Here is a 20,630-nt window from a genome sequence, read left to right as displayed (position 1 = left end):
CCATACGCGCCTGACTCGCAGTCCGGACCCCCCATGCTCCGTCGCCACCTCCTCGCCAGCGCCCTGCTGGCTGCCCTTGCCGCGCCCGTTGCCCATGCCTCTGAGACGCACGCCGCCGACGAAGCGCCGGCCGACACGGCCACCGACATCGACCGCGTGACGGTCTCGGCCAGCACCAGCCGCATCCCCGATTCCGATGCCGCGCTGCCCAATACCATTACGGTGATCGACCAGAAGCAGCTGCAGCAGCAGCTCGCGCTGACCCAGGACATCTCGCAGGTGCTGGCGAACCTGATCCCGTCGTTCTCGCCTTCACGGCAGAAGCTGACCAACGGCGGCGAGACCCTGCGCGGCCGCAAGCCGCTGTACCTGGTCGACGGCGTGCCGCAATCGACGCCGCTGCGCGAAGGCGGCCGTGACGGCCACACCATCGACCCGGCGATGATCGAGCGCATCGAAGTCATCCACGGCGCCAACGCGCTGCAGGGACTGGGCGCATCGGGCGGCATCATCAACATCATCACCAAGCGCGCCCCGCGCCAGGACGGCGAGACGTTCCAGGACGTCAACGTCGCCGCCAGCAGCGCCCTCCCGCACGAGAGCGACAGCACCGGCTACCGCGCCTCGTACGTGTTCGGCACGCGCAGTGGCGCGTTCGATTTGGTCGGCGGTGCGTCGTACGCCAGTGAAGGGCTGTACTACGACGGCGATGGCAATGCGATCGCCGTCAACGACGTCCAGGGCGACCTGATGGACGCGCAGTCGTACAACCTGTTCGCCAAGGGCGGCTGGAACATCAACGACGAGCAGCGCCTGCAGCTCACCGTCAACCACTACGAGCTGCAGGGCAACAACGACTACGCCACCGTCAACGGCAACATCGCCACCGGTCAGCTGGCGACCTCGGTCCGCGGCGAGAAGGAAGGCGAAGGGGCGCGCAACCGCTCGACCTCGCTGAACCTCGATTACACCGACAAGGCGATGGCCGGCGGTTACTTCCAGGCGCAGCTGTACTGGGTCGATTTCGAGGCGCTGTACGGTGGCACCGACTGGGGCAACTTCTGGGGCGACGGCCGCGACCTGCACTGGTTCGACCAGTCGCAGAACGTCTCCGAGAAGCTCGGCGGCAAGTTCAGCTGGTCGCGTGGCGACCTGTTCGGGCTGCGACTTCGCGTGACCACCGGCCTCGACCTTGCGCGCGACACGACCCATCAGGAACTGGTCGTCAGCGGCCTGGACTGGGTGCCCGAGACCACTTACGAATCGGTGTCGCCGTTCGTGCAGGCCGAGTGGTGGGTGGCCGACCGCGTGATGCTCAGCGGCGGCCTGCGCTACGAGCGCGGCAAGCTCAAGGTCGACGACTTCACCACCATTCCGTCCAACAACGGCGGCCAGTTCGTCGAAGGCGGCTCGCCGACGACCAGCGAAGTGCTGCCCAACTTCGGCGCGGTCTGGGAAGTCACCGATGCACTCAAGCTCTATGCCTCGTATTCGGAAGGCTACAGCGTCGCCGACATCGGCCGCGTCCTGCGCGGCATCAGTACGCCGGGCCAGCGCGTGGACACGCTGGTCGACCTGTCGCCGGTGATTGCCGACAATCAGGAAATCGGCATCGACTACGACGACGGCCGCTGGCTCGCGCACCTGGCCGTCTACCAGTCCGACTCCGACCTGGGTTCGCGCCTGGCCTTCGACCCGGGCAGCCAGAGCTACAACGTCGTGCGCGAGCGCACCGAGATCGAAGGCATCGAGGCCAACGTCGCCTGGCAGTTCAGCGAGACGACCCGCATCGGCCTGGGCTACGCGCAGACCGACGGCCGCTACGACAGCAACGGCGACGACCGCGTCGACAGCGACCTGCCCGGCATCAACGTCAGCCCCGACCGCATCACCGCGTTCTGGGACCAGGATTGGACGCCAGGCATCTCCAGTCGCCTGCAGGCCAGCCAGTCGCTCGATCGCGAGTTCAACCTGCGTGGCGTCCAGGTCGCCGACTTCGATGGCTACACCACGGTCGACCTGCAGACGCGCTTCCGGCTGCCGCTGGGCCAGCTCAACGTCGGCATCGAGAACATCTTTGGAGAGCAGTACGTGACCTACTACTCGCAGAGCACGCCGCGCAACGACACCTACGTCGCCGGCCGCGGTCGCGTGCTGACCCTGAGCTGGGCCAACCGGTTCTGACCGGCACTCGCTGATGACCGCCTCCTCGCCACGACCGTTCTCGCGCCGCCTGCGGGCGGTGCTGTCGTGGCTGCACCTGTGGGTTGGCCTCAGCGTCGGCGTCGTGTTCGCGCTGGTCGCCATTACCGGCACCGTGCTGGTATTCCACAACGACCTGTTGCGCCTGCAGCACCCGCAGCTGGCGCAGCATGCCGCGATCGCCGATGGCCGCGTGCTGGCCGCGCTGATCGAGCGCTGGCAGCCCGAGGGGCTGCGCTCACTCGATCTGCCGCACGACGACCTGCCGGTCTGGCAGGGCTACTTCGAGGACGGCCACCGCGCCTACTTCGCACCCGAAGACGGCGCGCTGCTGCTCTACCGCAGCCACGACGACGATGTGCTGATGTGGTTGCACGACTGGCACACCCACCTGCTGGCCGGCGAGACCGGCGAGGAAGTGCTCGGCGTGTTCGGCTGCATTGCGCTGGGCCTGATCCTCACCGGCCTGTACCTGTGGTGGCCGCGGCGCGGGCACCTGCTGGCGCATCTGAAGATGCACTCGGGCCCACCCGTGCGGCGCTGGCTGAGCTGGCATCGCAGCAGCGGCGCGTTGCTGTTTCCGCTGCTGTTGCTGGCGACGTTGACCGGTGTCGGCATGGTGTATTCGAAGGAATTCCAGTCGGTGCTGGTGGCGGCGTTCGGCGGTGAGACGGTGAAGCCGCCGAAGATGGAAGCCGACGGCGCGGTCGACTGGCCGCGTGTCCTGCGCCAGGCCGACACGGCATTGCCGCGTGCGCGCCTGAGCCGGGTCTCGGTGCCGAAGGCCGGCGATGGCGTGGTGTCATTCCGAGCGCGTGCCGATGGCGAATGGCATCCGGTCGGGCGCAGCACCATTGCGATCGCGAAGGCCGGCGGCGGCGTCCTGCAGGTGAACGACGCCACGGCCAACCCGCTGGGCATGCGCATGAGCCAGGCGATCTTCCCGCTGCATGTCGGCGCGGTCGGCGGCAGCGTGATGAAGGTGACCACTGCGGTAGTGGGGCTGCTGCCGATGTTCCTGCTGGTGACCGGATTCCTGTTCTGGCGGCGTCGACGCGGGCGCCGCTGACACCCGGCTACAATGCCCGCCATGGCGGACACGTCCTTCCATATCGGCCCCTACCAGATCGCGCCCCGGGTCATCCTGGCGCCCATGGCCGGCGTTACCGACAAACCGTTCCGGGTGCTGAGCAAGCGCCTGGGCGCCGGCCTGTGCGTGTCGGAAATGACCACCTCCGACCCGCGCTTCTGGAACACCGCCAAATCGCGCCATCGCATGGACCACGACGGCGAGCCCGCGCCGATCAGCGTGCAGATCGCCGGCACCGTGCCGGAGGTGATGGCCGAGGCGGCGCGCTACAACGTCGACCACGGTGCGCAGATCATCGACATCAACATGGGCTGCCCGGCCAAGAAGGTCTGCAATGCCTGGGCCGGCTCGGCGCTGATGCGCGACGAGGCCCTGGTCGCGCGCATCCTCGATGCGGTGGTCAAGGCCGTCGACGTGCCGGTGACGCTGAAGATCCGCACCGGCTGGGCCGCCGACCAGCGCAACGCACTGGCGATCGCGAAGGTCGCGCAGAGCGCCGGCATCGCCGCGCTCGCGGTGCACGGTCGCACCCGTGACCAGCAGTACACCGGCACCGCCGAGTACGACACCATCGCCGAAGTGAAGGCGGCGCTGTCGATTCCGGTGTTCGCCAATGGCGATGTCGATTCGCCGCAGAAGGCCGCCGAGGTGCTCGCGCGAACCGGCTGCGACGCGGTGCTGATCGGCCGGGCCGCGCAGGGCCGGCCGTGGATCTTCCGCGAGATCGCCCATTACCTCGCCAGCGGCGAACTGCTGCCCGAGCCGACCGTGCAGGAAGTGCGCGAAGTGCTCATCGGCCACCTGCACCATCTGCACGAGTTCTACGGCGAGGTCTCCGGCGTGCGCATCGCCCGCAAGCATCTGGGCTGGTATGCCAAGGACCGTCCGGAGAACCAGGCATTCCGTGCCGTGGTCAACCGCGCTGAAACCGCCCAGGCGCAACTGCACCTGACCGGCGAGTACTTCGATGCCCTGATCGCGGGTGTCACCCCGGAGCTCCCGGCCGCCGCCTGAAGCAGTTCGTGGCGCGCAGGGCTCCGCATTGGAGGCCACATGAGCGAGTCATCCAGCGCCACCGAGTTCCCGTACCTGCACGGCTTCTCGCAGACCGAGCAGGCACGCCTGATGAAACAGGCGCGGTTGGCCGAGTCGACGATCTTCCACGACATCGACTACAGCGGCGCGCGTCGACTGCTAGAGATCGGCAGCGGCGTCGGCGCGCAGACGGAGATCCTGCTGCGTCGCTTCCCGGATCTGCACGCGACCTGCGTCGACCTCAACGAAGCGCAGCTCGGTGCGGCACGCGCCAACCTCGGCTCGATGGCCTGGCTCGACGGCCGCTACGACCTGCACCTGGCCGATGCCACCAACCTGCCGTTCGAGCCACGCAGCTTCGATGCCGCGTTCCTGTGCTGGGTGCTCGAGCACGTGCCCTCGCCTGCGCGCGTGCTCAACGAAGTGCGTCGCGTGCTGGCACCGGGCGCACCGGTCTACATCACCGAGGTGATGAATTCCTCGTTCCTGCTCGACCCGTACTCGCCGAACGTCTGGCGCTACTGGATGGCGTTCAACGATTTCCAGTACGAAAGCGGCGGCGATCCCTTCGTCGGCGCCAAGCTCGGCAACCTGCTGCTGGCCGGCGGATTCCGTGACGTCTCCACCGAGGTCAAGACGTTCTACTTCGACAACCGCGAACCGGCGCGACGCAAGACCATGATCGCGTTCTGGGAGGAGCTGCTGCTGTCGGCCGCGGACCAGCTGCTCGCCGCGCAGTGCGTGACGCAGGATGTCGTCGATGGCATGCGCCGCGAGATGCACCAGGTGCAGAACGATCCGAACGCGGTCTTCTTCTATGCCTTCGTGCAGGCGCGCGCGACAGTGTATTGAGCGCGCCTGTTGACGCGACATTCATCAATTACCGATGAAACCAATCCGCTGCACACATACGCGCGCGGTGTGACGAATGTGCTGCAGTTGTGATTGCGATGAGTGGTGCAGGTCGAAAGTCACAGTCCCCTATGGGCGATGCAATCGCCATGCCTTCTGATTGAACCTATGCCATGCCGGGGCGTCCCCTTACTGCGGACCCCGCCGCAACGCTCCGGTGGATCGATCCGATCAGGAGAGAACTCATGAAAGCGAAGATTGCGTTTATCGCGCTGGCGCTTGTGGCATCGATGCCGGCGTGGGCGGAGCAGAGCAAGGATCCCATCAACGACCTGTCACAGGTCACCGGGCTGAGCGAGCGCAAGATCCAGATGATCGTCGGCAACCGCACCGCATTCGCCGAGTACACCTACACCTACGATCGCGCGCTCAAGAAGTTCGTCAATGCCATCGGCGAGACCCGCTACGAGCAGTTGATGAATGGTGAATCGGTAGCGCTGACCGACAAGGACGGTCGCGAATACATCGTCCAGATCAAGCGGGAATTCAACGACGCTCTGTGATCCAAAGTCCCGAGGCGGACAACCATGAGGTTCACTTCCACTCAAGGGCCGTGTGCGTAACACGCGGCCCGGGTGGACGGTTCAGCGTCTGGCCGTGGTTCCCGCCGGCGACGCCGCCCTCACTGAGGGGCGCTCCATTGCCGCGCCGCTGACATCGGATTCGTTCGTCGGCGCAATCCATATCCGCTTCCACATCGCACCGAGCCTGCGACTGGCCTGCCATGGCCACTTCAGTTGCTCGGGAGGCATCTCCTGCCAGGCGTCGCCTTCGCGGCGGGCCACGGCGAAACGGAAGCTGTAATCGGGCTCGGCGCCCATGCGCAGGTCCGACAGCACCAGCTGGCCGTCGCGCTCCTCCGCCTTCATGAAGCCGCGATTGAACCAGTTCAGGCGTTGCACGCTGGGATAGTCGAAGACCTGGGCCAGCGCCTGCACGTCCGACGGGTACTCGCGCAGGCGCATTGGCCCACTGTCGGCCACCAGCGAACGCTCGCCCTCGACGAATCCCTCCGGCGTCATCGCCACCACCCGCCACAGCAGGATGTTGAACGGCATCGGCACCGAGAACCGCGGCGCGTTCTCGAGGTGGTGCGCGGCCAGCGCGCGCTCGGCCTCACGCTCGACCATCTGCTTGGCCACCAGGGAAGCGCCCAGGTAAAGCGTGCTCAACGCCAGTCCGGCCACCAGCGCCGGCTGCACGATCGGCCGCTCGCGCCAGAACCAGGCGATCACGCAGGCCAGCAGCAACCAGATCGTGTACAGCGGATCGATGATGAACACGCTCGACCACATCACCGGCCTGAACGGCAGCGGCCACAGCAGTTGCGTGCCGTAGACGGTGAACGCGTCCAGCAAAGGGTGGGTGACCAGGGCCAGCGCCAGCGCCCAGAACCAGCGCGTCGGTGCCTGCGCCACGCGCCCACCGCGTCCGCGGAACCACGCCCAGATCGCCCACGCGACAAACGGCAGCACCAGCAACGAATGGCTGAGGCTGCGGTGCCAGGTCATTCGTTCGACCGGGTCGCTGGTCAACAGGTTCACCGGCAGCACGTCGAGGTCGGGCAAGGCGCCCAGGGCGGCGCCGGCCAACAGGGCAGCGCGTCGATGTCCGGGCGGGGCGATGGCAGCGGCGACGGCGGCGCCGAGCACGATCTGGGTCAGGGAGTCCATTCAGCGATGCTAGCAGCGGTCCCCACCGCCCATGCGTGTCGACCGTCGCGCCGTTCGCAGTTCACGCGGCGCGTGGCTGGTCCGTTTGCCCCACCTCGCGCGGCAGCGGCGGGCACACCGCCAGCGATTCGCCGGTATGCGACAGCAGGCGCAGCGTACCGTCCGGATCTTCGACCAGCGCGGTCAGGCTCTCGACCCAATCGCCATCGTTGGCGTACAGGCGGCCATCCCGCTCGAACAGCGCCGCGCGGTGGATATGGCCGCAGATCACGCCATCAAGGCCGCGTCGCGCGGCGTCGTCGAGGCCGGCCTGCACGAAGCGTTCGATGTAGCGCTCGGCGGCGCCGCTCTGCCGCTTCAGGAACTCCGACAGCGACCAGTAGCGCCGGCCGAAGTGGCGACGCACGCGGTTGAGCCACTGGTTGCCGGTGAGGATGCGGTAGTAGAGCCAGTCACCGAACTTCTCCTGCAGGCCGCCGAAATGGGTCACGCCGTCGTAATCGTCGCCATGGGTGACCAGCAGCCGGCGGCCATCGGCGGTGACATGGATCGCCCGCCGGCGCACTGTCATGCGAGGCAGCGTCAGCCCGCAGAAGCGCCGGATCGGACGGTCGTGGTTGCCCGGCACGTACACCAGCTCGGTGCCGGCCCGGCGCAGGGCGTGCAGCGCTTCGATCACGCGGTTGTGGGCGTGGCCCCAGCTCGGCCGGCGCTGCGCCATCCACCACAGGTCGACGATGTCGCCGACCAGGTACAGGCGATCGCAGCGCAGCCCGCCGAGGAAGTCGGCGAACTCGGCGGCATGGCAGTGTTTGGAACCCAGGTGGACATCGGACACGAAGACCGCGCGACGGCGCAACGGCAACGTGGTCGGTGCCTGGGTCATCCGCTTGTCTCCGTTGCGGCCGCGGCGGCACAGTGACTGCCGAGATAACGTTCGCGCTTCTTTGGTCGCAGCAACTGCAGATCGACCTCGATCAGGCCATCGACCGCATCGCTGAACGCCGGATCGACGCCGAAGGCCAGGAAGCGCGCACCGCCGGGTTCGCACAGGTCGGTGTACTGCTTGTAGAGCATGGGCACGCTCGCACCGAGCGCCTCGAGGTTGTCGCGCAGCACGCGGAACGCCGTGGCCGCATCGACGGCACCGAACTGTGGCGGCGCGGCGCGATAGGCGAACGGCTGCTTCGACACTGCATCCGCTTGGCCGCAACCGTAGTAGCGCGCGTAGTAGGCGACGATCTGCTCGCGTGCCTGTTCGGGCAATGCCGCGCTGATCGACACCGGCCCGAACAGGTAGCGCACGTTGCGGTGGTCGGCGAGATAGGCGCCGATGCCCTGCCACAGGTAGTCGATGCTGCTACTGCCCCAATAGTCCGGGGTCACGAAACTGCGTCCGAGTTCCATGCCCTGGGCGATGCGCGGGATCGCATCGTCGGCGTAGCGGAACAGCGATGCGGTGTAGAGCCCGGCCAGGCCGCGTTCGGCCAGTACGCTGGCACCGCGGGCGACGCGGTAGGCACCGGCGATGCGCCCGGCTTGGTCGTCCCACAGCACGATGTGGTCGTACCAGCTGTCGAAAAGGTCGACATCCAGGCGCTGTCCGGTGCCCTCGCCGACGGCGCGGAACGTGAGCTCGCGCAGGCGGCCGATTTCCTGCAGCAGCGGCGAGCCGGCGGCCAGGCGCCCGCAACGAATCTGCTTGCCGTCCTGCGTGCGTCCCAGCAGTGCCATCGACTCGACGCCGGCAAGCACTCGTTGCGGCTCGATCGCCTCGATCAGCGGCTCCGGGCTGGCGGGTGCGGCGATCTCGCTTGCCAGCTCGACCGCGCTGCGCCGTTGGCCGTGGCCAAGCGCGAACAGCTCGCGCCGGACCTGCCGCAGCAGCCGCTCCGGGTCGCCATCGGGCGGCAGCAGCAGCGGCGTTCCGATGCGCATCGACACCCGGTGCGCGCGGCGCGCGAACATCTCGCGCGCCAGCAATGCCGTGCCGACCGGCTTGAACAGCGCCGAAGCGCCGTAGAAGAGCGCCGAGTTGCGGGCCTCGATGCGCACCGGCAGCACCGGCGCGGCGCTGGCGCGGGCGAAGCGCAGGAATCCACGACGCCAGCGGCCATCGGTTACGCCGTTCAGTCCCAGCCGCGCCACTTCGCCGGCGGGAAAGACGATCACGCACTGTTCGTCGCGGAGCGCGTCGTCGATGGCCTGGAGGCTGGCCGGACTCGGCCGGCCGCCGAGGATGCGCACCGGCAGCAGCAGGCCCGACAGCGGCTCCAGGGCCGACAGCAGGTCGTTGGCGACGATCTTCACGTCACTCCGGACGCGCCCGACGAGATCCAGCAGCGCCAGCGCGTCGATCGCCCCGGAGGGATGATTGGCGACGACCAGCAGACGGCCACGGGCGGGAATGCGCGTCACTTCCAGCGGATCGGCCAAGTAGCGCACCTGCAGGTGGTCGAGGCCGGCGCGGACGAAATCGAAATCGCGCAGGTGGCCGTTGGCCTGGAGGAAGGACTCGATCTGGTCGAACCGCGACCAGCGCCCGATCGTGCGCAGCAATGGGCGCGCGATCGACGCCCGGCGGCCATCGAACCAGTGTGGGAAGCGTTCCTGCAGGCGGCGCTCGAGCGGCATCGGAGGTCACGGCCCGCCCCGACGGGGCGTCTCGCCGCGCAGCCTGCTGCGGCGCGGCGACAGCGACGTGGCGGATTCGGGTCAATCCGGTGACAGCGCCCCGTTCCCAGGCCGGGAAATTAACTCTCAGCCAACACCTGAATGACGCACAATGCGCCGACCCGGCCAAGCCTGTATCATGCGCGGCCATCCTTTCATCCGAATACGGGGATAAAGCCTCGATGTCCAGCTACCTCTTCACCTCTGAGTCGGTCTCCGAAGGCCATCCGGACAAGATTGCCGACCAGATCTCCGATGCCGTCCTCGACGCCATCCTGGCCCAGGACAAGCGCGCACGCGTGGCGTGCGAGACGATGGTGAAGACCGGTGCGGCGATCGTCGCCGGCGAAGTCACCACCAATGCGTGGGTGGACATCGAGTCCCTCGCGCGCAAGGTCATCAACGACATCGGCTACAACAATTCCGATGTCGGCTTCGACGGCCACACCTGCGCGATCATCAACATGCTCGGCAAGCAGTCGCCCGACATCGCTGCCGGCGTTGACCGCAAGAAGCCGGAAGAACAGGGCGCTGGCGACCAGGGCCTGATGTTCGGCTACGCCTGCAACGAAGCCCCGGAGTTCATGCCGGCGCCGATCTACTACTCGCACCGCCTGGTCGAGCAGCAGGCCAAGATCCGCAAGAAGAAGAACTCGCCGCTGCCGTGGCTGCGCCCGGACGCGAAGTCGCAGGTGACCCTGCGCTACGACGCCAACCACAACGTGGCCGGCCTCGATGCGGTGGTCCTGTCGACCCAACACGACCCGGGCATCAAGCAGAAGGACCTGGTTGAAGGCGTGTACGAACACGTCCTCAAGCCGGTGCTGCCGAAGAAGTGGCTCGAGTCGCTGCCGAAGAACAAGATCCACATCAACCCGACCGGCATCTTCGTGATCGGCGGCCCGGTGGGCGACTGCGGCCTGACCGGCCGCAAGATCATCGTCGACAGCTACGGCGGCATGGCCCGCCACGGCGGTGGCGCGTTCTCGGGCAAGGATCCGTCGAAGGTCGATCGTTCGGCTGCGTACGCTGCGCGTTACGTCGCCAAGAACATCGTCGCGGCCGGCCTGGCCGACCGTTGCGAAGTGCAGGTCTCCTACGCCATCGGCGTGGCCGAGCCGACCTCGATCTCGGTCACCACCTTCGGCACCGGCAAGATTCCGGACGAGAAGATCGAGAAGCTGATCCGCAAGCACTTCGACCTGCGCCCGTACGGCATCGTCAAGATGCTCGACCTGATCCACCCGGTCTACCAGGAAACCGCTGCCTACGGCCACTTCGGCCGCAAGCCGCACGAGGTGACCTACGTCGACGGCGCCGGCAAGAAGCACACCGCCACCGCCTTCTCGTGGGAGAAGACGGACAAGGCCGACGACCTGCGCAAGGATTCGGGCCTGAAGAAGTAATCAGCGCCTGAGGCTTTTGGATTGGAGAGAACGGACCGCATTGCGGTCCGTTTTCTTTTGCGCGCTTGGTTTCGGTGGGTGGAGGAGGTGGGGTGTATTCCGCGAACCTCCGCTTCGCTCCGTTTATTGTTCGCGAAATACACCCCACCCCCTCCTTCCGTAAGCTGTCACTGTTTTATTGACTTGGGCTGTTAGCGAGAGCGCAGTGCGCGCGTGATGCAGCTGCGCCGGTCGGACTCGCGCTGTGCCGGCCCTGAGCGGTGTCCGTGCCCTCGCTCATTCGCACGTCTGCTCGGTGAGCTCGGTCCCGGACGCCCGCGAAAGGAATTGGTTGTTCCAGGACCACTCGCGCCCTTTGCCCCTCTCCCCTTGTGGGAGAGGGGTTGGGGAGAGGGGCAGCCGAAGACCACGCAATGAATTGCCGAAGCGTCGTCCGCCGGGTCGGGGATTGCGGAGCAGCGGGACATGGATGTCCCGCGCCCCGACTAAAGCCAGGATGGCGTCTGGAGGGGCGGAGCAATCCCCGGCCCGGCGGACGGCGCCTTCCCGAAGGCATCACGCATCACGCAGCTGCATCAAGCAAACGCTACCGGGTTCATCCATCCGCAACCGCAAACCGCTAAAATGGCCCGCCTCGCCGAGGGGCGCTGCAAGTCCGGGCAATCCGGAATCAGGCTCGGCGGGACGCAACACGCACAACGGCGCCCGGTTTGGCAGGACTCACCCCCTGCCCTCACCCAAAAACCGGAGCTTCACACCATGAATGCCGTAGCCAAGACCTTCTCGACCGAAGGCGATTACAAAGTTGCCGACATCTCCCTGGCCGACTGGGGCCGCAAGGAGATCGACATCGCCGAGCACGAAATGCCGGGCCTGATGTCCATCCGCAAGAAGTACGCCGCCACCGCAACGCTCAAGGGCGTGCGCGTGACCGGCTCGCTGCACATGACCATCCAGACCGCCGTGCTGATCGAGACCCTGCGTGACCTCGGCGCCGACGTGCGCTGGGCCTCGTGCAACATCTTCTCGACCCAGGACCACGCCGCCGCCGCGATCGCCGCCAGCGGCACCCCGGTGTTCGCCTGGAAGGGCGAATCGCTGGAAGAGTACTGGGACTGCACCCTGGCCGCCCTGACCTTCCCGGGCACCGGCGCCGACAAGTACCTCGGCCCGCAGCTCGTCGTCGACGACGGCGGCGACGTCACCCTGCTGATCCACAAGGGCTATGAGCTCGAGAACGGCAGCGACTGGGTCAACACCGCCTCGGGCAACCACGAAGAACAGGTCATCAAGGACCTGCTCAAGCGCGTCCACGCCGAGCGTCCGGGCTTCTGGCACACCGTTGTGCGCGACTGGAAGGGCGTCTCGGAAGAGACCACCACCGGCGTCCACCGCCTGTACCAGCTGGCCGAAGCCGGCTCGCTGCTGGTGCCGGCGATCAACGTCAACGACTCGGTCACCAAGTCCAAGTTCGACAACCTCTACGGCTGCCGCGAGTCGCTGGCCGACGGCCTCAAGCGCGCGATGGACGTGATGCTGGCCGGCAAGGTCGCCGTGGTCTGCGGTTACGGCGACGTCGGCAAGGGCTCGGCGCACTCGCTGCGTGCCTACGGCGCGCGCGTGGTCGTCACCGAAATCGATCCGATCAATGCCCTGCAGGCGGCGATGGAAGGCTTCGAGGTCAACACCGTCGAGAGCACGCTGGGCCGCGGCGACATCTACGTCACCACCACCGGCAACAAGGACGTGCTGACGCTCGAGCACATGTCGCAGATGAAGGACCAGGCGATCGTCTGCAACATCGGCCACTTCGACAACGAGATCCAGGTCGACAAGCTCAACGCTTCCGGCGCGGTTCGCCTAAACATCAAGCCGCAGGTCGACAAGTACACCTTCAAGGGTGGTAACTCGATCTTCCTGCTGGCCGAAGGCCGCCTGGTGAACCTCGGCTGCGCCACCGGCCACCCGAGCTTCGTCATGTCCAACTCGTTCTCGAACCAGACCCTGGCGCAGATCGACCTGTGGGCCAACAAGGACAGCTACGAGCCGAAGGTCTACATCCTGCCGAAGAAGCTCGACGAGGAAGTCGCGCGCCTGCACCTGGAGAAGATCGGCGTGAAGCTGACCCGCCTGACCGACGACCAGGCCGCCTACCTGGGCGTGTCGGCCGACGGTCCGTACAAGCCGGAGCACTACCGCTACTGATGCATCGCGGTGCGGGGAGAACGGGCGCTTCGGCGCCCGTTTTCTTTTGGCGTTGATGGTGCCCCGGGTGCGCTGCGCTTACCCGGGCTACCTTCGCGTAGCCCGGGTAAGGCCGCAGGCCGCACCCGGGGGCACAACACGGTCGATTTCCATCGCGATAGAGCGATAGACTACGCATTACCCATTGCAGCGGCGGCCACGCATGACCCCGATCAGCTTCGAGTTCTACCCGCCCAAGACCGACGAGCAGCGCGCGCAGCTGGACAAGACCGCGGCCAGGTTGAAGTCGCAGAACCCCGAGTACGTCTCGTGCACGTTCGGCGCCGGCGGCTCGACGCTGAGCTACACGCCCGAGACGGTCGAACGCCTGCACCAGACCCACGGCCTCGATGCCGCCCCGCACCTGTCCTGCGTCGGCGGTACGCGCGCCGAACTGGGCGAACTGCTCGAGCGCTACAAGGCCATGGGCTGCCACCGCATCGTCGCGCTGCGCGGCGACCTGCCCTCGGGCATGGGCCATACCGGCGACTTCCGCTACGCCACCGAGCTGGTCGAATTCATCCGTCGCGAACACGACGGCTACTTCCACATCGAAGTCGGTTGCTACCCCGAATGCCATCCGCAGGCCGATGACGCCGTCGCCGACCTGCACCACTTCAAGTCCAAGATCGACGCCGGCGCCAACGGCGCGATCAGCCAGTACTTCTACAACGCCGACGCGTATTTCCGCTTCGTCGACGACGCGCGCCGCCTTGGCGTCACCGTGCCGATCGTGCCGGGCATCATGCCGATCTCGAACTTCAGCCAGCTGCGCCGTTTCTCCGATGCCTGCGGCGCCGAGATCCCGCGCTGGATCAGCAAGCGCATGCACGCCTTCGGCGACGATGCCGAGTCGATCCGCGAGTTCGCCGCCGACGTGGTCGCGGCAATGTGCCAGCGTCTTGTCGAAGGTGGCGCACCGGCCCTGCACTTCTACACGCTGAACCTGTCCAAACCGACGCTGTCCGTGCTGTCGCGACTGTGAGCCTTTAACACGCGCCATTGACGCCCGGCGGGGGACGATGAAATTCCCCGTTCCCCCGCGGGCAAAACATGAACACGCAGCCACGTCGGGTGGCGGGATGGGCCTGGCTATTGGCGCTCGTCCTCTGCGCCCCGGCCCATGCCATCGGCGGCCTCAACCGCTGCCAGGCCCGCGACGGTCAGGCCGTCTACACCGACACCGCCTGTGCGGCGCTGGGCGCGATGCCTGCGCCGCTTTCGGCCGAACTGGTGAACCGCCTGACCTTCGATGCATCCGCGTCGGCCAGCGCGGGTTTGCTGGGCATGCGCCACCAGGGTGCCATCCCGTTGCGCCGGCCCGCTGCCAGTGGATGCGCGCGCAACGTCGGGCAGCTGTCGCTGGACCTGCTCGGCGCGTTCGCCGCCGGCGACGTCAACCGGATCGCCGAAAGCTTCCATTGGCCCGGCCTGCGGCACCAGCAGGCGCAGCTGGTGATGAATCGCCTCCAGAACCTGTCACGGCAGTCGCTGGTCGATGCCAGCTACTGGCCGTCGCTGGCCAGCGCCGGCGCTGGCGGCGGCGCGATGCAACTGGTCTTCTCCGAGCCCCAGCAAGTGCTGGAGCTCGATGTCGAACGCTATTCCGGCTGTTACTTCGTCCACTTCTGAACGAGCCCGCCGGGCGGCGGTCGTGTGGGCGGAATGAGATGGGCGTATCGTCGCGATCCCCCGTGCCGAAGCTAGTCTGCCCCGATGCCGCTGTCGAAATTCCTGCTCACGGTGCTGGTGATCGCGCTCCCCGCGATGGGGTGCTCGCCGCCGGTCGCCGCGCAGGTGCACCGCTGCACGATGCCGGACGGGATGGACGTGTACACCGATCGAGCCTGTCCGGACGTCGGTGCCGTGGAGCAACCGCCCAGGGTGGCGCCGGCCTCCGTCGCCAGGCCCAGCGCGGGCGGCTGCGCGCGCAACCTGCGCGACCTCGTCCAGGAGATCAACGGCGCCTTCGATGCGCGCGATGCCAACCGCCTTGCCGGCGTCTACTACTGGACCGGAATGTCGGGCGCCAGCGCCTACAACGTGCTGGCGCGGCTCGATGCGCTCGTGCAGCTGCCACTGGTCGGCATCGTCCCGGTGATGCCTGCCGAACCGGAGGACGAGGCAGCCGCCTCCGGGTTCGCGCCGCTCGCCGAAGGTGACCCGGCGGTTGCCCCTTCGCGGCCACGGCGCGCGCCGGTCGCATTGCGGGTCGAGCAGACTCAGGCCAACGGCGTCACGCCGTCGCGGACGGTCTTCGGCCTGCAGAAGTATTTCGGCTGCTGGTGGATCAAGGGCTGACCGCGACCGCGCTGGCGCCAGCTCCCGATTTGGGCCGGGACCTCCGCGCAGGGCACAATAGTCGTTTCCCCCTGACGGAAGACCGGCGATGCAATACCCCGAATGGATCTGGCAGAACGGCGCGATCAAGCGCTGGGCCGAGGCCACCACCCATGTCATGGCGCATGTGGTGCATTACGGTTCGTCGGTCTTCGAGGGCATCCGTTGCTACCAGACGCCGTCCGGGCCGGTGATCTTCCGCCTCACCGACCACAACACCCGCCTGTTCGCCTCGGCCAAGATCTACGACATGGCGATGCCGTACTCGCTGGAGCAGATCAACGCCGCCTGCCGCGACGTGCTCAAGGCCAACGACAACACCACCGACTACCTGCGTCCGGTGGCCTATCGCGGCCTGGGCGGTTTCGGCCTGTCGGCCGACACGCCGACCGATGTCGCCGTGGCGACCTGGAAGATGGGCCAGTACCTGGGCGCGAGCGTCGTCGACCAGGGCATCGATGCCTGCGTGTCGAGCTGGCAGCGCTTCGCACCGAACACCCTGCCGGCCGGCGCCAAGGCCGGTGGCAATTACCTGTCCGGCCAGCTGGTCGCGCGTGAAGCGCGTCGCCTGGGCTTTGGCGAAGGCATCGCGCTGGCCTCGACCGGCCTGCTGTCGGAAGGCGCGGGCGAGAACCTGTTCCTGGTGTTCGACGGCGCCCTGCACACCACGCCGATCAGCGCCGCGCTGCTCAATGGCATCACCCGCAACACCATCATCACCCTCGCCCGCGACAACGGCATCGAGGTGATCGAACGCGACCTGCCGCGCGAATACCTGTACCTGTGCGACGAGCTGTTCATGTGCGGCACCGCCGCCGAGATCACGCCGATCCGTCCGGTCGACGGTCGCCAGGTGGGCAGCGGCAAGCCGGGCGCGGTGACGCGCCGGATCCAGGAGCTGTTCTTCGGCCTGTTCGACGGCAAGACGCCGGACAAGTACGGCTGGCTCGAGCCGGTCTGAGCGGCCTGGTCCGAGAGCACGACACACGATGCGGGAGTCAGCTCCCGCATCGCCGCTCAGACGCGCGGAAAGACGTCTTCGGCGAAGGCCAGCGTGGCGACCACGCCGCGCTCCTCGCCCGGACGCACCTGCACTTCCCAGCCATACAGTGCGCACAGGCGGCGCACGATCGACAGGCCGATGCCGCCCCCCTGCGAGTGCGCGGCATGGGTGCCGCGGTAGCCGCGCTCGAACAGCTTGGCGGCATCCTCGGCGCTCAGGCCCGGGCCTGAATCGATCACCGCGACCGATTTCGAACCCAGTCGCACGACGACCTCGCCCTCGTTGCTGTACTTGACGGCATTGCCGATCAGGTTGCCCAGGGCGACCGAGACGGCCGCTTCCGGCGCATCGACCATCAGGCCCTGCTCGCCTTCCACGCGCAGTTCCAGCGGCTTGCCGCCGAGCTGGGCACGGTGGGCATCGAGCAGTTGTTCGGCGACCTTGGCGACATCGGTGGCGCCATGGCCGCGCTCGTTGCGCGACAGCAGCAGCAAGGCACTGATCAGGTCGGTGCACTGCTGCTCGGCGCGCTGGATGCGCAGCAGGCGGTTGCGGGTCTTGTCGTCGACGTCGGGGCGCGACAGCAGCAGTTCGACCGCGCCCTTCACCACCGCCAGCGGCGTGCGCAGCTCATGGCTGACGTCGGCATTGAATTCGCGATCGCGCTGGACCACTTCGGTCAGGCGCTCGGCGTAGTCGTCGAGTGCCTCGGCAAGCTGGCCGACCTCGTCGTCGGGGAAGTGCGACGCCAGGTTTTCCGGCTCGGAACTTCGTCCCGACAGCTTGAGCCGGTTGGCCAGTTCCGACACGGGGCTCATCACGCGCGAGGCCGACCACCAGCCGACCAGCAGCGACAACACCGTGAACAGGAACACCGACGCCCAGACGGCACGCTGGAACTGGGTTTCGCCGCGCGTCGCCTGCGACATGTCGTAGGCGAGGAAGAACCACGCCTTGGGCGTCTTGCGCACCGCCAGCTTGTAGGAGAACGAGTTGCCGTCGGGATCGACGCCGGTCATGCCGTAGATGCCGTCGGCCAGCTCGTACCATTCCGGCCAGTTGACCCGCACCGAGTCGAACTTGTCGGAGGTGTAGACGTAGGCGCGGATCTGGTCGACCGCGAACTGCGGGTTGTCCGGGTTCTGCTCGAACTGACGCGCCGCAACGTCGATGTTGCGGTTCATCACGTCTTCGATGATCTGGTTCTCGACCCGGTTGCGGGTCCAGTTCGTCGCCCAGGCGAACAGCGCCGTCAGGCCGAAGCCCAGCAGCACGAAGGCGAGGATGATGCGGCTGCGCAGCTGCCGCCGGAAGCGGGTCCTGCCTGGGGTCCTGTGCGTCGGGCGCTGGGGCTCTTCGGCGACCGCCATGGGCTCAGCCGTTGTCTGGTGCGGCGATGCGGTAACCGATGCCATGGCGGGTCTGGATCAGCGGGACCTCGAAGGGCTTGTCGACCACCGCGCGCAGGCCGTGGATGTGCACGCGCAGGCTGTCGGAGTCGGGCAGTTCCTCGCCCCACACGCGCGTTTCCAGTTCCTGTCGCGTAACCACCGCCGGCGAGGCCTCCATCAGCGCCTGCAGGATCTTCAGCGCGGTCGGGTTGAGCTGCAGCAGCTTGCCCTGGCGGCGCACTTCCAGGGTGTCGAGGTTGTATTCGAGGTCGGCGGTGTTGAGCACGCGCGTCTGCACGCCACGGCCGCGGCGCGACAGCGCATTCAGGCGCACCTCGACTTCCTGCAGCGCGAACGGCTTGATCAGGTAGTCGTCGGCACCGGAATCGAAACCGGCCAGCTTGTTCTCGAGGCTGTCGCGCGCGGTCAGCATCAGCACCGGGGTCTGCTTGCGCGCTTCGTTGCGCAGCTTGCGGCAGACCTCCAGGCCATCGAGGCCGGGCAGGTTCAGGTCGAGCACGATCGCGTCAAAGTCGTGGACCACCGCCAGGTGCAGGCCGGTGACGCCATCGGCGGCGAAATCCACGGTATGGCCGCGGTCTTCGAGAAAGTCGCCAAGGTTGGCGGCAATGTCCTGGTTGTCTTCGATGACGAGGATGCGCATGGCTGGGACCTTCCTGGGTAATGGGGCTTCGACCGTCGAACGTCGTCCAAGTTGCATCGGCGACTTAACGATCTTAACGATCTTAACGATTCTGCCAGAGCCGTCGTGTGCGCCAGTCACCTGTTGCACACGCGCGTTCGCGTCGCGCGGACGGTAGCGCAGACCGTGGCGCAGACAAACAAAGGCCCAAGCGCGGGGCCACCGCGCCTGGGCCAAAAGGGTATTGCCCCGATTACCGTAACCTGCATCGACCAGGTACTGACATTGGTAGAGCGGCAGTGCTGCGGTGGGGACAGGCTACGCCGAATTCGATTAAACCGCTGTTAAAAACGCTCGTTACGTTTTCGTTAAGAGCCGCGGCCGGTTCTGTTTGGCGTCGTCAACATCGGTTAATTTCGCTTAACAAGGCGTCAAATGCCGCCAATTGCCAAAATCACCGCGAGGCGGCCTTTTTCGCAATTCTGCGTTTGAGCCGATCGGCGACGTAGCTGATGATCTCGCCGGCCACGTCCACCCCGCTGGCATCCTCGATGCCTTCCAGGCCTGGCGACGAGTTGACCTCGAGCACCAGCGGACCACGCGCACTGCGAATGAGGTCGACACCCGCGACGCCAAGACCGAGCACGCGCGCGGCGCGAATCGCGACGTCCTGTTCGGCCGCGCTGGCACGCACGCCCTTGGCCGAGCCACCGCGATGCAGGTTGGAGCGGAAGTCGCCCTTGGGCGCCTGCCGCTTCATCGCCGCGACGACGCGGCCACCGACGACGAAACAGCGCACATCCGCGCCTCGTGCCTCCTCGATGAACTCCTGCACCAGGAAGTTGGCGTAGAGGCCGCGCAGGGCCTCGATGACGCCGCGCGAGGCCGACAGCTTCTCGGTCAGCATCACGCCGGCACCCTGGGTGCCCTCGTTGAGCTTGATCACGTGCGGCGGCGCGCCCAGCATCGACAGCAGGTCGCCGGTGTCGTCGGGGTTGTCGCCGAACACGGTGGTCGGCAGGCCGATGTGCTCGGCAGCCAGCAGCTGGTGGCAGCGCAGCTTGTCGCGCGCGCGCAGGATGGCGTCGGACGAGTTGGGGGTGACCGAGTTCATCAGCTCGAACTGGCGCAGCACCGCCGAGCCGTAGCGCGTGACCGAGGCGCCGATGCGCGGGATCACCGCCTGGTAGCCGGAGATCGGCCGGCCCTTGTAGTGCATGCTGAAGCCGTCGCTGGCGATGCGCATGTAGCAGCGTAGCGGGTCGAGCACACGCACGCTGTGGTTTTGCTCGCGCGCGGCCTCGACCAGGCGCCGGGTCGAGTAGAGCTTGCTGTTGCGCGACAGGATCGCCAGTTTCATTGCATTGATTTCACGATTGGCACGATCGTGCCCGAGACGGGCAAGCGGCCGTGGAGGAAAGAACGCGCGGGGTCGACGGTGAACACCCTCGCCAGCGCGGTACGGCCCAGCAGCATCGGAAACAGCATGCCGCGCCGATCCGACAGATTGATTTCAACCACCCGCTCCACGCCCGCCAGCGACAGCACGGTGCGCACGAACACCCGGCGGGTGCAGTGACCGCCCGAGTCGGTGACCTCGCGCTCGTCGTAGACCGGCGCCGCCGCTTCGATGATCCCGCCGCGCTGGCCGGGACTGATCCTGAAGCCGACCCACGGCGCGCCGCCGTCGAAAAAACGCCATTGCGTATCCACGTGCAGCGCCGAGCTGCGCGCGCCACTGTCGACCTTGGCGCGCAGGCGCGCGATGCCGAGCTCCGGCAAAGAAGCCCACTCACGCCAGCCCAGTACGATCTTCGTTGCCATCTTCGTTGCCATCGGGCCTCCAGTGCGGGCCGCTGAAAGGCAAAAGCGGCGGCCACTGTAAGGCAGGCCGCCGCTGGAGATGTTTGGAGCGGGTGATGGGAATCGAACCCACGCTAGCAGCTTGGGAAGCTGCAGTTCTACCATTGAACTACACCCGCGTACGCCGGGAAGTCTATGCCCCCGACGGAGCGGGA

The 20,630-nt window shown here is 67.0% G+C and carries 18 protein-coding genes, 1 tRNA gene and 1 riboswitch; of the genes, 11 read left to right on the top strand and 8 right to left on the bottom strand.

Annotated elements, in window-relative coordinates:
- Positions 1 to 33: 33 nt before the first annotated feature.
- The 5 genes from ACFOPO_RS07855 to ACFOPO_RS07835 all read left to right on the top strand — a co-directional run bounded on the left by ACFOPO_RS07855 (position 34) and on the right by ACFOPO_RS07835 (position 5,742).
- Positions 34 to 2,184, top strand: a complete 2,151-nt coding sequence (locus ACFOPO_RS07855; RefSeq protein ID WP_386702588.1) for a TonB-dependent receptor — start codon at positions 34 to 36, stop codon at positions 2,182 to 2,184.
- A gap of 13 nt (positions 2,185 to 2,197) precedes the next feature.
- A complete protein-coding gene (locus ACFOPO_RS07850; protein ID WP_386702586.1) occupies positions 2,198 to 3,271 on the top strand; it encodes a PepSY-associated TM helix domain-containing protein in 1,074 nt (357 codons plus the stop codon).
- 21 nt (positions 3,272 to 3,292) lie between these two features.
- Positions 3,293 to 4,306: a tRNA dihydrouridine synthase DusB gene (gene dusB / locus ACFOPO_RS07845; protein ID WP_386702584.1), complete on the top strand. Its 1,014-nt coding sequence runs from the start codon at positions 3,293 to 3,295 to the stop codon at positions 4,304 to 4,306.
- A 39-nt stretch (positions 4,307 to 4,345) separates the two neighbouring features.
- Positions 4,346 to 5,179 (top strand): class I SAM-dependent methyltransferase, encoded by an 834-nt coding sequence (locus ACFOPO_RS07840; RefSeq protein ID WP_386702582.1) that lies wholly within the window; start codon positions 4,346 to 4,348, stop codon positions 5,177 to 5,179.
- A gap of 245 nt (positions 5,180 to 5,424) precedes the next feature.
- Positions 5,425 to 5,742, top strand: coding sequence for a hypothetical protein (locus ACFOPO_RS07835; protein ID WP_386702580.1), 318 nt, complete (start codon positions 5,425 to 5,427; stop codon positions 5,740 to 5,742).
- An 81-nt stretch (positions 5,743 to 5,823) separates the two neighbouring features.
- On the opposite strand, the gene ACFOPO_RS07830 is transcribed toward ACFOPO_RS07835, so the two are convergent.
- From ACFOPO_RS07830 to ACFOPO_RS07820, 3 genes are all read right to left on the bottom strand, one after another.
- A complete protein-coding gene (locus tag ACFOPO_RS07830) occupies positions 5,824 to 6,912 on the bottom strand; it encodes a metal-dependent hydrolase (protein WP_386702578.1) in 1,089 nt (362 codons plus the stop codon).
- Positions 6,913 to 6,973: 61 nt separating this feature from the next.
- Entirely contained in the window at positions 6,974 to 7,798 is an 825-nt protein-coding gene (locus ACFOPO_RS07825; RefSeq protein WP_386702576.1) for a UDP-2,3-diacylglucosamine diphosphatase, read from the bottom strand.
- Positions 7,795 to 9,546, bottom strand: a complete 1,752-nt coding sequence (locus ACFOPO_RS07820) for a lysophospholipid acyltransferase family protein (protein WP_386702574.1) — start codon at positions 9,544 to 9,546, stop codon at positions 7,795 to 7,797. The genes ACFOPO_RS07825 and ACFOPO_RS07820 overlap by 4 nt, the downstream gene beginning before the upstream one ends.
- Positions 9,547 to 9,767: 221 nt before the next feature.
- Between ACFOPO_RS07820 and metK the strand changes: the two genes are divergently transcribed.
- The 6 genes from metK (at position 9,768) to ACFOPO_RS07790 (ending at position 16,536) form a co-directional block, all read left to right on the top strand.
- Positions 9,768 to 10,991 (top strand): methionine adenosyltransferase, encoded by a 1,224-nt coding sequence (metK, locus tag ACFOPO_RS07815; RefSeq protein ID WP_386702572.1) that lies wholly within the window; start codon positions 9,768 to 9,770, stop codon positions 10,989 to 10,991.
- 633 nt (positions 10,992 to 11,624) lie between these two features.
- Positions 11,625 to 11,705: riboswitch (S-adenosyl-L-homocysteine riboswitch) on the top strand.
- Between the two features lie 45 nt (positions 11,706 to 11,750).
- Positions 11,751 to 13,196: an adenosylhomocysteinase gene (gene ahcY, locus ACFOPO_RS07810; protein ID WP_386702570.1), complete on the top strand. Its 1,446-nt coding sequence runs from the start codon at positions 11,751 to 11,753 to the stop codon at positions 13,194 to 13,196.
- A gap of 202 nt (positions 13,197 to 13,398) precedes the next feature.
- Positions 13,399 to 14,220, top strand: a complete 822-nt coding sequence (gene metF, locus ACFOPO_RS07805) for a methylenetetrahydrofolate reductase [NAD(P)H] (RefSeq protein ID WP_386702568.1) — start codon at positions 13,399 to 13,401, stop codon at positions 14,218 to 14,220.
- Between the two features lie 68 nt (positions 14,221 to 14,288).
- Complete coding sequence (locus tag ACFOPO_RS07800) at positions 14,289 to 14,867, top strand: hypothetical protein (protein ID WP_386702566.1); 579 nt, start codon at positions 14,289 to 14,291, stop codon at positions 14,865 to 14,867.
- Between the two features lie 84 nt (positions 14,868 to 14,951).
- Entirely contained in the window at positions 14,952 to 15,536 is a 585-nt protein-coding gene (locus ACFOPO_RS07795; RefSeq protein WP_386702564.1) for a hypothetical protein, read from the top strand.
- An 88-nt stretch (positions 15,537 to 15,624) separates the two neighbouring features.
- A complete protein-coding gene (locus tag ACFOPO_RS07790; protein WP_386702562.1) occupies positions 15,625 to 16,536 on the top strand; it encodes a branched-chain amino acid transaminase in 912 nt (303 codons plus the stop codon).
- A gap of 56 nt (positions 16,537 to 16,592) precedes the next feature.
- On the opposite strand, the gene ACFOPO_RS07785 is transcribed toward ACFOPO_RS07790, so the two are convergent.
- From ACFOPO_RS07785 to ACFOPO_RS07765, 5 genes are all read right to left on the bottom strand, one after another.
- A complete protein-coding gene (locus tag ACFOPO_RS07785; protein ID WP_386702560.1) occupies positions 16,593 to 17,948 on the bottom strand; it encodes a sensor histidine kinase in 1,356 nt (451 codons plus the stop codon).
- Positions 17,949 to 17,952: 4 nt separating this feature from the next.
- Positions 17,953 to 18,633 carry a response regulator transcription factor gene (locus ACFOPO_RS07780; protein WP_158733826.1) on the bottom strand — a complete coding sequence of 227 codons (681 nt, stop codon included), beginning with the start codon at positions 18,631 to 18,633 and terminating at the stop codon, positions 17,953 to 17,955.
- Positions 18,634 to 19,066: 433 nt separating this feature from the next.
- On the bottom strand, positions 19,067 to 19,972 hold the full coding sequence (gene rimK / locus ACFOPO_RS07775) for a 30S ribosomal protein S6--L-glutamate ligase (protein ID WP_386702557.1): 906 nt from the start codon (positions 19,970 to 19,972) through the stop codon (positions 19,067 to 19,069).
- Positions 19,969 to 20,436, bottom strand: a complete 468-nt coding sequence (locus ACFOPO_RS07770; protein WP_386702555.1) for an ATP-dependent zinc protease — start codon at positions 20,434 to 20,436, stop codon at positions 19,969 to 19,971. Before ACFOPO_RS07770 ends, rimK begins: the two co-directional genes overlap by 4 nt.
- 84 nt (positions 20,437 to 20,520) lie before the next feature.
- Positions 20,521 to 20,594, bottom strand: a tRNA-Gly gene (locus ACFOPO_RS07765).
- Positions 20,595 to 20,630: the final 36 nt, after the last annotated feature.

It is taken from the genome of Lysobacter sp. GCM10012299 (assembly GCF_042649405.1).
In the GTDB taxonomy this organism is placed as follows: domain Bacteria; phylum Pseudomonadota; class Gammaproteobacteria; order Xanthomonadales; family Xanthomonadaceae; genus Lysobacter_J.
Note: the sequence above shows the minus strand (reverse complement) of the source record. Positions and strands in the feature narration are given on the sequence as shown.

Bases quoted from the DNA above. Each gene is read 5' to 3' on its own strand.
- ACFOPO_RS07855 (WP_386702588.1), top strand. From the start codon at position 34: ATGCTCCGTCGCCACCTCCTCGCCAGCGCCCTGCTGGCTGCCCTTGCC.
- rimK (WP_386702557.1), bottom strand. From the start codon at position 19,972: ATGAAACTGGCGATCCTGTCGCGCAACAGCAAGCTCTACTCGACCCGG.
- metF (WP_386702568.1), top strand. From the start codon at position 13,399: ATGACCCCGATCAGCTTCGAGTTCTACCCGCCCAAGACCGACGAGCAG.
- ACFOPO_RS07790 (WP_386702562.1), top strand. From the start codon at position 15,625: ATGCAATACCCCGAATGGATCTGGCAGAACGGCGCGATCAAGCGCTGG.
- ACFOPO_RS07820 (WP_386702574.1), bottom strand. From the start codon at position 9,546: ATGCCGCTCGAGCGCCGCCTGCAGGAACGCTTCCCACACTGGTTCGAT.
- ACFOPO_RS07840 (WP_386702582.1), top strand. From the start codon at position 4,346: ATGAGCGAGTCATCCAGCGCCACCGAGTTCCCGTACCTGCACGGCTTC.
- metK (WP_386702572.1), top strand. From the start codon at position 9,768: ATGTCCAGCTACCTCTTCACCTCTGAGTCGGTCTCCGAAGGCCATCCG.
- ACFOPO_RS07835 (WP_386702580.1), top strand. From the start codon at position 5,425: ATGAAAGCGAAGATTGCGTTTATCGCGCTGGCGCTTGTGGCATCGATG.
- ACFOPO_RS07770 (WP_386702555.1), bottom strand. From the start codon at position 20,436: ATGGCAACGAAGATCGTACTGGGCTGGCGTGAGTGGGCTTCTTTGCCG.
- ACFOPO_RS07830 (WP_386702578.1), bottom strand. From the start codon at position 6,912: ATGGACTCCCTGACCCAGATCGTGCTCGGCGCCGCCGTCGCCGCTGCC.
- ACFOPO_RS07825 (WP_386702576.1), bottom strand. From the start codon at position 7,798: ATGACCCAGGCACCGACCACGTTGCCGTTGCGCCGTCGCGCGGTCTTC.
- ACFOPO_RS07800 (WP_386702566.1), top strand. From the start codon at position 14,289: ATGAACACGCAGCCACGTCGGGTGGCGGGATGGGCCTGGCTATTGGCG.
- ACFOPO_RS07780 (WP_158733826.1), bottom strand. From the start codon at position 18,633: ATGCGCATCCTCGTCATCGAAGACAACCAGGACATTGCCGCCAACCTT.
- ahcY (WP_386702570.1), top strand. From the start codon at position 11,751: ATGAATGCCGTAGCCAAGACCTTCTCGACCGAAGGCGATTACAAAGTT.
- ACFOPO_RS07785 (WP_386702560.1), bottom strand. From the start codon at position 17,948: ATGGCGGTCGCCGAAGAGCCCCAGCGCCCGACGCACAGGACCCCAGGC.
- ACFOPO_RS07850 (WP_386702586.1), top strand. From the start codon at position 2,198: ATGACCGCCTCCTCGCCACGACCGTTCTCGCGCCGCCTGCGGGCGGTG.
- ACFOPO_RS07795 (WP_386702564.1), top strand. From the start codon at position 14,952: ATGCCGCTGTCGAAATTCCTGCTCACGGTGCTGGTGATCGCGCTCCCC.
- dusB (WP_386702584.1), top strand. From the start codon at position 3,293: ATGGCGGACACGTCCTTCCATATCGGCCCCTACCAGATCGCGCCCCGG.